Raw genomic sequence first — 13,364 nt, forward strand, 5'->3', positions numbered from 1 at the left:
CCAGGCGCCTGCCAATCACCAAAGTATGAGGCGCGCACGCCCGCTGGCTGACGCTCAGCTGAGTCCCATGCGTCGGTGTGCACGGTGCTTGGAGCTGTCGCGCATGGCCCAGCGTAGCACCGGGGCAACACCGGCAACCCCCAGGCGGACCAGTCGGCGCTCTAGCAGGCTCGGTGAGAATCCATGCATGGCACTGGCCCATGGCGCTAACAGGTCGATGCCTGCCCGCATCATCACGGCGCCAACGGGCTTGGCCTGCCGGCTCGGCGCAGGGGCATCAAGCAGCAGGCGAACCACTTCGCGGCTGCGTGCATCGCACGCCAGTTGTGGGCGCATGGCGTGCAGATATTCGGCAATAGCCTGGCGCGAGCGGGGCACATTGCGTGCGCCCAGGCGTTCGGCGACCAAGGCAATTTCGTCGTAGTAGGCATCCTGGTCAGCGAGGCTCATCCGAGGATTGCGGTAACGCAGGTGTGCGGCGAGAAAACTGCTGACTTCGGCGACGTGTACCCAGGTCAGCAGGTCGGGGTCGCTGGCGGCATAGGGACGCCCATCGGCGGCGGTGCCGACGACCTGCAGATGAATGGTCCGTACTTTATCGATCAGCCACTCGGCGTCGCGGGTTGAGCCGAATGTCGTCCCGGAGATGAACTGGCTGGTACGGCGCAGACGGCCGATCATGTCTTGGCGAAAGTTCGAATGGTCCCAGACCCCGGCCAGTGCCAGTGGGTGCAAGACTTGCAACAGGAGGGCGCTGATGCCGCCGATCAGCATGCTGGGAAAGTCGCCATGCACGCGCCAGCAGACACTGTCTGGGCCAAACAGCCCGGGATCACCTTTGGGGTGTTCCAGGTCCAGTTGCCCCAGCGCCAGGCCGGTCATGCTAAGCAGTTGAGTCTCGATACGCCGACGAAGGGCTTCCATAACGTCCTTGCGGCACCGTCGTTGCGGTGCGCTTCACTGCCCCCGGTCGCACTGGCGACCAGGGGCAGGACGGGTGATCAGCCGCGGTGGCGGCCGCGGAAGTAGTTGATCAGGCCTTGGGTCGAGGCATCTTCAGCAGGCTCTTCGATGCCACCGGTGAGGCGCTGGTAGACGCCTTTGCCGAGCTCCTTGCCCAATTCAACACCCCACTGGTCGAAGGCGTTGATGCCCCAGATGACGCTCTGCACGAACACTTTGTGTTCATACATGGCCACCAGCGCGCCCAAACGGCGTGGGCTGATACGCTCTACAACCAAGGTGTTGCTCGGACGGTTGCCCGGGATCACCTTGTGCGGCGCCAGCTTCTGGATTTCGGTTTCGGCCAGGCCTTTCTCGCGCAGTTCTGCTTCGGCTTCAGCGCGGGTCTTACCGAGCATCAGGGCCTGGCTCTGCGACAGGCAGTTGGCGTACAGCCACTGGTGGTGGTCGGCAACCGGGTTGAAACTGACCACCGGGACGATGAAGTCCGCTGGAATAAGTTGGGTGCCTTGGTGCAGCAACTGATGGTAGGCGTGTTGACCGTTGCAACCGACGCCACCCCAGATGACGGGGCCGGTATCGTGGTTAACCGGGGTTCCGTCCTGGCGCACGCTCTTGCCGTTGGACTCCATATCCAACTGCTGCAGGTGCTTGGTGATGTTGCGCAGGTAGTGGTCGTACGGCAGGATTGCGTGGCTTTGTGCTCCCCAGAAGTTGCCGTACCAGACGCCCAGAAGTGCCAGCAGCACAGGCATGTTCTGTTCGAACGGGGCGCTCTGGAAGTGCTGGTCCATGGTGTAGGCACCGGACAGCAGCTCCTTGAAGTTGGCCATGCCAATGGCCAGCGCAATAGGCAGGCCGATGGCCGACCACAGCGAATAACGGCCACCTACCCAGTCCCACATCGGGAAGATGTTCTCTTCGCGAATGCCGAAAGCGATGGCTGCTGTCTTGTTACTGGAAACGGCGATGAAGTGTCGGTGAAGTTCTACTTCCGAGCCACCCTGGGCCAAGTACCAAGCGCGTGCGGCCTGGGCGTTTTTCAGGGTCTCGAGGGTGTTGAAAGACTTTGACGAGACGATGAACAGTGTGGTCTCGGCGCGCAGGTTGGCCGACAGCTCATGAAACTCGCTGCCGTCGATATTGGCCAGGTAGTGGCAGCGCACGCCCCGCTGGGCATAAGGCAAGAGGGCTTCAGAGACCAGTTCGGGGCCAAGGAAGGACCCGCCAATGCCGATGTTCACAACGTCGGTAATCGGCTTTTCGGTATAACCACGCCACAAGCCGTCGTGAATCCGCCCAACCAGTTCGGTTACCTGGTTAAGGACCTTATGCACCTCGGGCATGATGTTGACGCCGTTGACGCTCAATTTGTCGCCTACCGGACGGCGTAGCGCGGTGTGCAGCGCTGGGCGACCTTCCGAAGCGTTGAGGATCTCGCCGGCGAACAGCGACTTTATCGCATCCTGCAGGCCCACTTCATCGGCCAGCCCTACCAGCAGGTTGCGGGTCTGGGCGTTGATCAGGTTTTTCGAGTAGTCGAGGAACAGGCCGCAACAGCTCAGAGAAAATTGGTTGAAGCGCTGTGGATCGGCGTTGAAGGCCTCGCGCATGCTGAAATTCTGCATGGCTTCGCGGTGCTGCTGGAGCGCCTGCCAGGCCGGCAGGGCGGTAACGTCATGAGGGGTGCGGTAGTACGCCATCGCTGCAGATTTTCCTTATTGCTGGAACTGCCTTGGACACTGAAAAGGTCGGTCCGTTTGCAGGTTCGTCTGAAAAGATTGCACACGAACCTGCCGTTGGCCTGGCTGAGCCGGTGGCTCAGTCCAACTGAACCGGAATGGCATGGCTGGTGTGGCTCAGCTCATTCCCTGGCGCCATGTATAGCATGCGCGGTTTGAAGTTGTGCAGTTCTGCTTCACTGTAATGGGCATAGGCGCAGATGATTACGCGGTCGCCGACTTTGGCCTTGTGTGCAGCTGCACCATTGACCGAGATCATCCGGGAGCCTTCTTCGCCGCGAATGGCGTAGGTGGTGAAGCGCTCGCCGTTGTCGACGTTGTAGATCTGGATTTGTTCGTACTCACGAACACCGGCCAGGTCCAGCCAGAGCCCGTCGATGGCGCAGGAGCCCTCGTAGTCGAGTACGGCATGGGTGACTTCTGCGCGATGCAGTTTGGCCTTGAGCATGATGGCGTGCATGGGGGGATTCCTTGGTCAGGTTCTCGCGCGGGTACACGGAGCCTCCCGGCCCCGCGAGCGGCGGCAGTGTGCCCGAACCCTGAGGGCCGGGCAACATGGCGCTAAGGCTTGTCGTCGAGATTCAGGTGCAGGTTGTCGATCAAGCGGGTTGCGCCCAGAAACGCAGCGACCAGGATCACCAGGTCACGGTCTTCAGCGGTGGCGGGGCGCAGGCTGATCGCATGGCGAACTTCAAGGTAATCGGGACGGAAGCCGGCCTTTTGCAGTTGCGCCTGGCCCTGGGCAATCAGGGCCTGGAAATCGCACGAGCCCTGTTTGATGGCTTCGGCCATCTGCGTCAGGGTGCGGTACAGCGCGGGTGCACAGGCGCGTTGTTCATCGTTCAGGTAACCGTTGCGTGACGACAGCGCCAGGCCATCAGGGGCACGCACAGTGGGTTCGCCGATGATCTGGATCGGCATGTTCAAATCACGGACCAGTGCGCGGATTACCGCCAGTTGCTGGAAGTCCTTCTGGCCGAACACCGCCAGGTCTGGCTGAACCATGTTGAACAACTTGCTGACCACGGTGGCTACACCTTCAAAGTGCCCTGGTCGGCTTGCGCCGCAAAGGCCTTCTGACAGCTGTGGAACAGAAACACGGGTTTGTCCTGCCATGCCCTCGGGATACATTTCCTCGACGGAAGGGGCAAACAATAGATGGCAGCCTGCCTCCAGCAGCTTTTCCTGGTCGGCGGCAAGCGTGCGAGGGTATTTGTCGAGGTCTTCGCCCGCGCCGAACTGCAGCGGGTTGACGAAGATGCTGGCAACCACGAAATCAACCCGCTGCGCAGCCTTGGCCACGAGTGCAGCATGCCCGCTGTGCAGGTTGCCCATGGTCGGTACGAAGCCAATGCGTTTGCCTTCGCTGCGTGCCCGCGCTACGGCGGCGCGCAGCTCGCGGACGGTTTTGACTGTATTCATGCACTGAACCCGTGTTCGCTGCTTGGGAAAGTGACGTCCTTGACCTCTTTGACATAGGCCTGCAAGGCGCTCTGAATATCGCTCTGTCCAGCCATGAAGTTCTTCACGAACTTGGGTACACGACCACTGAGGGATAGGCCGAGCATGTCATGCATGACCAGTACCTGGCCGTCGGTGGCACTGCCTGCGCCAATACCGATGACGGGTATTTTTACTGCCTGGGTGATTTCGGCGGCCAGTTCGCTTGGGACACACTCCAGCAGCAGCATCGCGGCGCCGGCTTGTTCCAGGGCAATGGCATCGGCACGCATTTGTCGGGCCTGGTTTTCCTGGCGACCCTGGACCTTGTAACCGCCGAGTATGTTCACCGCTTGTGGTGTCAGGCCCATATGTGCGCACACAGGTACACCGCGTTCGGCCAGCAGACGAATGGTGTCAGCCAGCCAGGCTGCGCCTTCGATTTTGACCATGTGGGCGCCTGCCTGCATCAGTGCGCCGCTGTTGGCGAACGCCTGTTCGGTGGTGGCATATGCCATGAACGGCAGGTCGGCCAGAATCAGTGCGCCTTCGTTACCACGTTTGACGCTGCTTACGTGGTAGGCCATTTCGGCGTTGGTGACGGGCAAGGTGCTGTCGTGGCCCTGCAGGACCATGCCCAGCGAGTCGCCTACCAGCAGTATTTCTACGCCGGCGCGGCAGCATGCCTGGGCGAACGTTGCGTCATAGCACGTCAGCATGGCAATTTTCTCACCCTTGAGCTTTAGGCTCTGCAGGGTGGTCAGGGTTACATCTGGCATGAAAAGGAATCCTCGTTCAGGCGCTGTGAAAAACGACTGCGTACAACGCGTGTATTCATCTTCTGGAACAGCACATCATCGATTGTGGTGTTTGAAATACGACCTGTTCCAGGCCTATATACGCCTTTTTGCGGCGCTTGGGCGCCACGGGACGCCTATAGTCGTGAGCGAGGGGGCTGAAGTCAATTACCCTGTTACCGCATTGTTACGAATGCACTGTTACGGGCGTTACCGTGTGGGGGAACGCCCGGTTACAGGCGCTCCAGACCGACGAACGGGCAATCGGCCAGCAGTTGGGCGAGCGGGCGCTGGTCGGCCAGCAGGAAGTCGGCAGGTACCAGTTCTGCCAGCGGGTAGAGCACGAACGGACGCGCCTGCATGTGGTAATGCGGCACCTTGAGCCGTGGTTCATCGATAACCTGGTCGCCGTAGAGCAGGATATCCAGGTCAAGGGTTCGTGCCCCCCAGCGCTCTTTACGAACGCGGCCCTGGGCGTTTTCTATGGATTGCAGGGCATCGAGCAGGGCAATAGGCTCCAGCGTGCTATCCAGTGCCGCCACGGCATTTGTGTAGCGTGGCTGGCCTGGTGAGAGCGAGTCGCTGGTGTAGAAGCTGGACACGGCAACCAGATCAGTCGCGGGCAGCTGCTCGAGCGATTGCAGGGCGCTCTCAAGCTGCTGGCGGGGATCGTCCAGGTTGCTGCCCAGACCAATATAGACGCGAGGCATGTTTACTCGCCCGCAGCGCCGTCGGCGCGCTTGCGTTTGCTGCCGCTGCGCTTGCGTTTGCGTGGGCCTGCGCCAGCACCCTCATCGCGGCTGCCGAGTTCGCGGATCATGTCGCGACGCTCACTTTCGTTGCACTCCTGATAGTCAGTCCACCATTGGCCAAGACCATCGGTGTCCTCGCCCGCACTTTCGCGCAGCAGCAGGAAGTCATAGCCGGCTCGGAAGCGCGGGTTGTCCAGCAACAGGTCGGCACGTTTGCCGCTGCGCCGTGGCAGGCGCTCCTGCATGTCCCAGATTTCACGGATGGGCATGGTGAAACGCTTGGGGATTGCGATGCGTTGGCACTGTTCGCTGATCAGTTCGTGCGCCGCTTCGTTCATGGCCGGGATAGGCGGCATGCCTCGGCTCTGCAAATGCAGCGCACGTGTTGGCAGGGCAGGCCAGAGCATGGCAGCGAAAAGGAAGGCAGGGGTTACCGGCTTGCCTTGTTTGACCCGTAGATCCGTGTTGATCAACGCTTGGCTGATCAAGGTATGGGTGTAGGTCGGATGGTCTTCCAGTGCCTGGGCGCTGGCCGGGAACAGTGGATCGAACAGTTGCAGGTCGACCAGCATCTCGAAGGTATCGGCGGCCTGGCCGGAGAGGAACAGCTTGAGGCTTTCCTCGAACAGGCGTGCAGACGGAATCTCACGCAGCATCGGCGCCAGTTGGCGAATCGGGGCGACGGTGTGCTTCTCGATGCCGAAGTTCAGCTTGGCGGCGAAACGCACCGCACGCAGCATGCGTACCGGGTCTTCCTGGTAGCGCTGGGTCGGGTCGCCGATCAGGCGGATCAAGCGGTTACGAATATCGTGTACGCCGTTGGCATAATCGAGAATGCGCTCGCTGATCGGATCGTAGTACAGCGCATTGATGGTGAAGTCGCGGCGCTGCGCGTCTTCTTCCAATGTGCCGTAGACGTTATCGCGCAGGATGCGCCCACTCTCGTTGCGTGAGGACTGGTGGCTGTTTTCCTCTTCGCTTTCGGGGTGATTGGCGCGGAAGGTCGCGACTTCAATGATTTCACGGCCAAAGTGGACGTGAACCAGTTTGAAGCGACGGCCAATGACTCGGGCGTTGCGGAACTCCGCACGCACTTGCTCGGGGGTGGCGCTGGTGGCGACGTCGAAGTCTTTCGGCGTAATGCCCAGAAGCTGGTCGCGCACGCAGCCGCCGACCAGATAGGCCTGGTAGCCGGCGTTTTGCAGACGCTCGACGATGCTCACCGCATGACGACTGAATTGGCCACGTTGCAGCGAATGTTGACTGCTATTAATCACTTCAGGCGTGGTGCGCTGGTGGTGCGGGCCACGAACGGGGGGACGGAACGACTGGAACAGCTTCTTCAGCATGGGATGCACTGTTTGAAGGAATTTTCAGCCATAAACGAAGAATGGCCGCATGATAGGCGGGGATTCTAGCATTTACTCTGGGAATGGTGTAGGCAACAGCGTGAGGGGGTGCAGGTAGGAAAACTACAAGGGGAGCCGAAGCTCCCCTGGAATGTAGTTGCGTGCTCTTTTTATTTTTCTTCTGGGCTTCTTGTTTTTGTTGAGTGCCCTGTCTACAAAGCCGAGGCTTGTAGAGCGTCCCCCTATTCGGGGGCCAAGAGCAAACGGATTGCTTTGGTCGCTGAGGTTGCGGTGATCTGTCGATCCAACCAGTGTAGGCGCTGCTTTAGTGCAGTTTTTGTTGTTCTCTGCCTGGTTGTGGGGCAAGCCCCAAAACACAACTCCTCTCCAAAAGAATCAGTTAGCTGCGCCTCCGCCGTCTTGTTCTTATTGTGCGTGAGCCGATTCGTCTTATTTTTATTGTCTTTTGCAGTGCTTGTTATTGTTCTTGTACCAAACATATAGCAGGTGCCGTGCCAACTTTTGTGAAACCCAGTAAAACAAGGGCTTACGCCGGTTTTGGTCCGTTTTGGTGCCGAAAAAAAACCGGGGTTTCGTTACCGTAAGCCCCGGTTTTTGTTACGTCTTCATGTTGCGGTAACAGTCTGTCACGTGAATCTTATGTTACCTGCCCAATGGCACGGTGACAGCTGAAGCGTATCAGCCCTCGTTGGTTGCGCTGCTCTTGCGTCGAGGTATCCCCAAGCGCTGGCGTCGTTCCCACAGGCACTTGCGGCTGACCCCCAGCTTGCGTGCCAGTTCGGTTTCGGTCATATGGTCCTGGTGCTCGAGCACGAAGTGCTGGAAGTAGTCTTCCAGCGACAGGTCTTCCATGGGCTCATGGCTGCTGTTGGCCTGCGTGCCGGCTGCTGGCAGGCCGCCGAAGGTCTCATCGTCGTCTTCCAGATCGCTCAGCTCGATATCGATACCCAGCAGGTCGGCAGAAATCTCTGGGCTCTCGCAAAGGATGACGGCACGCTCCACGGCGTTTTCCAGTTCACGCACGTTACCTGGCCAGGAGTAGTGACGTATCGCCATTTCCGCGTCGTGAGCAAACCTCAGGTCATTGCGGCCGATACGTGCGCTCTGCCGAGCGAGGAAGGCATTGGCAATTTCATTGACGTCGGCACCCCGTTCCCGCAGCGCAGGCAGCTTCAGGGCGATGACGTGCAGTCGGTAGTAAAGGTCTTCACGGAACTGGCCGACTTTGGCCAGGTTCTTCAGGTCGCGGTGGGTAGCGGCGATCAGGCGCACATCAACCTTCTGCGACTGTACCGAACCGACCCGGCGGATTTCGCCTTCCTGCAGGACACGCAGCAGGCGAGCCTGGGCTTCCAGCGGCAGCTCGCCAATTTCATCCAGGAAAAGCGTGCCGCCGTCGGCGGCTTCAACCAGGCCAGCGCGCCCGGCACTGGCGCCGGTGAACGCGCCTTTCTCGTGGCCGAAGAGTTCGGACTCGATGAGGGTTTCCGGAATCGCTGCGCAGTTAACCGAGATCATCGGTGCCTTGGCGCGTCGCGACAGGTTGTGCAGGGCGCGGGCGACCAGCTCTTTACCGGTACCCGACTCGCCTTGAATCAGGACGTTGGAGTCGGTGGGCGCGACTTTACGGATCTTGCTGTAGAGATCTTGCATCGGTGGACACGAGCCGATAATGCCGATCTCGCCATTGGCACTTTCACTGCCGGCCTTGTCACTGGCGGCTGGCTTGCCATTCACACGTTCGGACGGTGCCGCCGGAGCGCTCTGCCGATCACGCAGGATGCGCGCCACGGCCTGCAGCATCTCGTCATGGTCGAAGGGTTTGGCGATGTAGTCGACCGCCCCCATCTTCATGGAGTCGACCGCAGAACGCAGGCTGGCGTAGCTGGTCATGATCAGCACAGGCGTTCCCTGGCCAAGCTTGATCAGTTCGGTACCCGGGGCGCCTGGCAAGCGCAGATCGCTGACGATCAGGTCGAAGGTCGGAATGCTGAAGCGTTCCTGAGCCTCCTGTACCGAGCCGGCTTCACTGACCTGGTACTGGTTCCGTTCGAGCAGGCGACGCAAGGCTGAGCGGATGATGGTTTCGTCTTCGACGATCAGAATATGCGGCATTGATTCAATTCTCTCGACGGTCTCAGTTCACAGCGGACGTCGCTACGACATGGCGCGGTAGGGTCACTCGGATCCGGGTGCCACGCTGGCTTTCGATATCGGCCGGGCTGTCGATGGTGATTTGTCCATAATGCTCTTCCACGATGGAATAGACCAGAGCGAGCCCTAGTCCTGTCCCTTCACCCGGATCCTTGGTGGTGAAGAACGGTTCGAACAATCGGTCCATGATGTTCTTTGGGATTCCGCTCCCTTCATCCTCGACAATCAGGTCGACGGTGTGTTCATTCGCTTCGCTTCTGACCCGCACGGCAGCGCCGGGTGGCGAGGCGTCGCGGGCATTGGACAGTAAATTGATCAATACCTGGGCGAGCCGCTGGGGGTCGCCGTCTACCCAGTGCTCCGGGTCGCACAGATTGAAAAACTGTACTTCAAAATTGCGCCGGTTCAAGGCCAGCAAGCCGATTGCATCCTGTGCCACTTCTGCCAGGCATACGGGTTCTTCATTGTTCTGTTGGCTACCGCCGGCGTGGGCGAAGCTCATCAGTGACTGAACGATGCGCGAAATACGCTTGGTCTGTTCAATGATCTGGTTGCTCAGCTCGGTGATTTCGCTGTCTTCCTCGCGTTCTTCCCGCAGGTTTTGCGCCAGGCAGGCGATGCCGGTAATCGGGTTGCCGATCTCATGGGCCACCCCCGCGGCCAGCCGGCCGATGCTCGCCAAACGTTCGGAGTGCACCAGCTTGTCTTCAAGCGCTTGAGTTTCGGTCAAGTCTTCAACAAGCAGTACCAAGCCACTGTTACCCGGCGCCAGCGGTTCGTCGATGGCCGCCTTGTGCAGGTTCAACCAGCGCGGCTGGCCATCCAGCGCCAACCGTTGTTTGTGCAGGTGTTCATCCGGAACATTGATGAAGCCGAGCAGAAGGCCGCGCCAAGGTTCGCTGATGGTTGTCAGGCGGGAGCCCACCACGTGCTTGGCGGCAATGCCAGTCAATTCTTCCATGGCCCGGTTCCACATCAGGATTTCCTGATCCTTGGCCAGCGAGCAGACGCCCATCGGCAGTTCCTGCAGGGTTTGGCGATGGTAGCGGCGCAGGGCGTCGAGTTCAGCAGCAAGGCCGGTCAGCCGCGAGTGGTAGTCTTCCAGGCGGCTCTCGATGAAGTGGATGTCTTCGGTAACGTAGTTCTCGCTGCCGGACTTGTAGGGCAGGAAGGTCTCGACCATGTCCTGAGCCACGCTAGGCCCCATCAAGCCAGACAGGTTCGCCTCTATTCGATCACGCAGCCTGCGTAGCGCATAAGGCCGGCGCTCATCAAAGGGCAGGTAGAGATCGCGCAGTGCCTGTTCAACTTCTTTCTGTGCGGCCTTGGCACCCAGGGGCTTGGCCAGTTGGGTGGCAAACTCCTGCGGCGAGGCCGCATGCAGTTCGCGACGTTGCGGCCTGCGTACGTTGTCCACCGCACAGGCTTCCGCGGCGCCAACCTCTTCCGGGCTGGCATTGGTGAACAGCGAAATCAGCGTGAACAACAGGACGTTGGCTGCCAGTGAAGCGATGGCTGCCATGTGCCAACTGGTGTCGTCGAGCACATAGATCATGTTCAGCAGCGGGATGTAAAAGCCCTGCAGATTGCCAACCAGTGGCAGCAGCATGGTTACCAGCCAGACGCTGATCCCCGCCAGCAATCCGGCGATGAAGCCACGTCGGTTTGCGGTTGGCCAATAGAGTACCGAGAGCACGCCGGGCAGGAACTGCAGTGTTGCGACAAAGGCGACGATACCCAGATTGGCCAGGTCCTGCTGAGCGCCCAACAACAGATAGAAGCCGAAACCTGCGCTGATGATGGCGACGATCAGTGCCCGTCGGGTCCATTTCAGCCAGCGGTAGATATTACCTTCGGCCGGTGGCTGGTACAGCGGCAGTACCAGGTGGTTCAGGGCCATGCCGGACAGCGCCAGGGTGGTCACGATGATCAGGCCGCTGGCGGCTGATAGCCCGCCGATGTACGCCAGCAGGGCCAATAGCTTGTTGTTCGCGGCAATGCCCAGGCCCAGGGTGAAGTATTCCGGGCTGGTGCTGGCGCCCAGTTTCAGGCCCGCCCAGAGGATCAGGGGAACCGCCAGGCTCATCAGCAGCAGAAACAGCGGTAAGCCCCAGCTGGCGCTGACCAGTGAGCGCGGATTGAGGTTTTCGGTAAAGGCCATGTGGTACATGTGCGGCATGACGATTGCCGAGGCGAAAAACACCAGCAGCAGGGTTCTCCACGGGCCTTCCTGTAGGGGCGTGTGCAATGCAGCGAGGGCCGTCTGGTTTTGCAGCAACCAGACTTCCAGCTGGTGGGGCCCGCCGAACACGCCGTACAGTGCATAGAGGCCAATCCCCCCTAGCGCCAGTAGTTTGATCACCGATTCGAAGGCTATGGCGAACACCAGTCCTTCATGCTTCTCACGGGTCGCAATATGCCGCGAGCCAAAGAAAATGGTGAACAGTGTGATCATTGCGCAGAAGGCCAGTGCTACCCGGTTTTTAACCGGTTCGCCGCTGAGAATGCCGATTGAGTCGGCCACCGCCTGAATTTGCAGCGCCAATAGAGGCAGTACGCCAATCAGCATGAAAACGGTGGTCAGCGCGCCGGCCCAGGTGCTGCGAAAGCGAAATGCAATCAGGTCGGCCAGGGATGACAGTTGGTAGGTGCGGGTGATCTTGAGGATCGGGTAAAGCAGCACGGGCGCCAATAGAAAGGCCCCGGAAACCCCCAGGTAGCAGGCCAGGAAACCGTACCCATACTGGTAGGCAAGCCCGACCGTGCCATAGAACGCCCAGGCACTGGCATAAACACCCAGTGACAAGGTGTAGGTCAGCGGGTGACGGATGATCGCGCGTGGGATCATGCCGCGTTCGCTGATCCAGGCCACGCCGAACAGCACCAGCAGGTAGGCGGCGCTGATCAGGATCATCTGGGTCAGGCTAAAGCTCATCGGCATCACGTTGGCTCTGCAGGATAAAGGTCACGACGATCAGGATCAGCCAGAGCAGGTACGGGCGATACCAGGCCCCGGTCGGTTCGATCCACCAGTCCATGATGGCAGGGGAGAACAAATAGATCCCCACGACCAGAAGCAGGACCAAACGATAGATGTACATGTGGGCCTCACTGGTTAAACCGCTGCGTGCCTGAAGTTATTATTGGCGCAAATCGGCGGTGGCGATGGTAGCGGATGGCGACAAGGCTGCAAATGGACTTCGCATTCTGCCCCAAGGAATTGAATCTATTGGGCTTTCTTGCGTTCGGCAAGGCTTCAGCGCAGCGTTGCCTCGGCCAGGGTCATGCTTTTGGGGATTGCGTCGACGTTCCAGTGCCGGCAAGCATGTGTCAGCACCTCTTGCGGGGTGGCGTACGCCTGAGCCGGATCGGTCGGTTGCCCCAAGGCACGCAGGGCACGTAGCAGTAGCGGGGTGGCCTGGTCTGCTGGCAGCGGGGCGGAGCGATAGGATTTGCCCAGCTTATGACCATCGGGTTGCACAATCAGCGGTACATGCAGGTAGCACGGCTGGCGTAACCCCAGTAACTCCTGAAGATACAGTTGGCGTGGTGTTGAGTCGAGCAGGTCGGCGCCTCGCACAATGTCGGTAACGCCCTGCCAGGCATCGTCTAGCACCACGGCCAGTTGATAGGCATACAGCCCATCTCGACGGCGGATAATGAAGTCGCCTGACTCGCGGCCCAGGTGTTGCTCAAAACGGCCTTGCACGCGATCAATGAAGTGATAGGCAAGCTCTGGCACGCGTACACGGATGGCCGCATCGTGCTGATCATGGCCAAGGTTCCGGCACAGGCCTGGGTAAATTCCATGATAAGGCTCCAGCTGTTTGCGCGAGCAGGTACAGGCATAGGCCAGGCCTTGCTGAAACAGGCGTTGGATCGTTTCGGCGTAGGCATCATGGCGCTGGCTTTGATAAACCACCTCGCCATCCCACTCCAGACCATATGATTCCAGGGTGCGCAGGATAGCTGCCTGTGCGCCAGGCGCTTCACGGGGAGGGTCGATGTCTTCCATGCGCAGCAGCCAACGACCGCCAACCGCACGGGCATCCAGGTAGGAGGCCAGGGCGGCTACCAGTGAGCCGAAATGAAGAAAACCGCTGGGGGTGGGGGCGAAGCGCCCGACATAGCTGGGGTTGTTCATGG

At 59.9% G+C, this 13,364-nt stretch carries 11 protein-coding genes; all 11 read right to left on the reverse strand.

The genetic code is table 11. The features are described from left to right. Positions 1 to 54: 54 nt before the first annotated feature. Complete coding sequence (locus EKA13_RS04860; RefSeq protein WP_065758276.1) at positions 55 to 924, reverse strand: oxygenase MpaB family protein; 870 nt, start codon at positions 922 to 924, stop codon at positions 55 to 57. 77 nt (positions 925 to 1,001) lie between these two features. Next, positions 1,002 to 2,666 (reverse strand): glucose-6-phosphate isomerase, encoded by a 1,665-nt coding sequence (pgi, locus tag EKA13_RS04865; RefSeq protein WP_065758277.1) that lies wholly within the window; start codon positions 2,664 to 2,666, stop codon positions 1,002 to 1,004. 118 nt (positions 2,667 to 2,784) lie between these two features. Next, positions 2,785 to 3,165: an aspartate 1-decarboxylase gene (gene panD / locus EKA13_RS04870; RefSeq protein ID WP_065758278.1), complete on the reverse strand. Its 381-nt coding sequence runs from the start codon at positions 3,163 to 3,165 to the stop codon at positions 2,785 to 2,787. A gap of 101 nt (positions 3,166 to 3,266) precedes the next feature. Beyond that, the gene (gene panC, locus EKA13_RS04875; protein ID WP_065758279.1) at positions 3,267 to 4,127 is read right to left on the reverse strand and encodes a pantoate--beta-alanine ligase; all 861 of its coding nucleotides are present in this window, start codon (positions 4,125 to 4,127) and stop codon (positions 3,267 to 3,269) included. Then, positions 4,124 to 4,924, reverse strand: a complete 801-nt coding sequence (gene panB / locus EKA13_RS04880; RefSeq protein WP_065758280.1) for a 3-methyl-2-oxobutanoate hydroxymethyltransferase — start codon at positions 4,922 to 4,924, stop codon at positions 4,124 to 4,126. The genes panC and panB overlap by 4 nt, the downstream gene beginning before the upstream one ends. A 251-nt stretch (positions 4,925 to 5,175) precedes the next feature. Continuing rightward, entirely contained in the window at positions 5,176 to 5,652 is a 477-nt protein-coding gene (folK, locus tag EKA13_RS04885; protein WP_065758281.1) for a 2-amino-4-hydroxy-6-hydroxymethyldihydropteridine diphosphokinase, read from the reverse strand. A gap of 2 nt (positions 5,653 to 5,654) precedes the next feature. Further along, entirely contained in the window at positions 5,655 to 7,043 is a 1,389-nt protein-coding gene (locus EKA13_RS04890) for a polynucleotide adenylyltransferase PcnB (protein WP_065758282.1), read from the reverse strand. 699 nt (positions 7,044 to 7,742) lie between these two features. Beyond that, positions 7,743 to 9,179, reverse strand: coding sequence for a sigma-54-dependent transcriptional regulator (locus EKA13_RS04895; RefSeq protein WP_065758283.1), 1,437 nt, complete (start codon positions 9,177 to 9,179; stop codon positions 7,743 to 7,745). A gap of 22 nt (positions 9,180 to 9,201) precedes the next feature. Further along, positions 9,202 to 12,159 (reverse strand): sensor histidine kinase, encoded by a 2,958-nt coding sequence (locus EKA13_RS04900; RefSeq protein ID WP_176717397.1) that lies wholly within the window; start codon positions 12,157 to 12,159, stop codon positions 9,202 to 9,204. Further along, complete coding sequence (locus tag EKA13_RS04905; protein ID WP_003250005.1) at positions 12,143 to 12,319, reverse strand: hypothetical protein; 177 nt, start codon at positions 12,317 to 12,319, stop codon at positions 12,143 to 12,145. The genes EKA13_RS04900 and EKA13_RS04905 overlap by 17 nt, the downstream gene beginning before the upstream one ends. Before the next feature lie 155 nt (positions 12,320 to 12,474). Next, positions 12,475 to 13,362 (reverse strand): tRNA glutamyl-Q(34) synthetase GluQRS, encoded by an 888-nt coding sequence (gene gluQRS, locus EKA13_RS04910; protein WP_065758285.1) that lies wholly within the window; start codon positions 13,360 to 13,362, stop codon positions 12,475 to 12,477. Positions 13,363 to 13,364: the final 2 nt, after the last annotated feature.

The sequence above is a fragment of the Pseudomonas defluvii genome (assembly GCF_001695625.1).
Lineage (GTDB): Bacteria > Pseudomonadota > Gammaproteobacteria > Pseudomonadales > Pseudomonadaceae > Aquipseudomonas > Aquipseudomonas defluvii.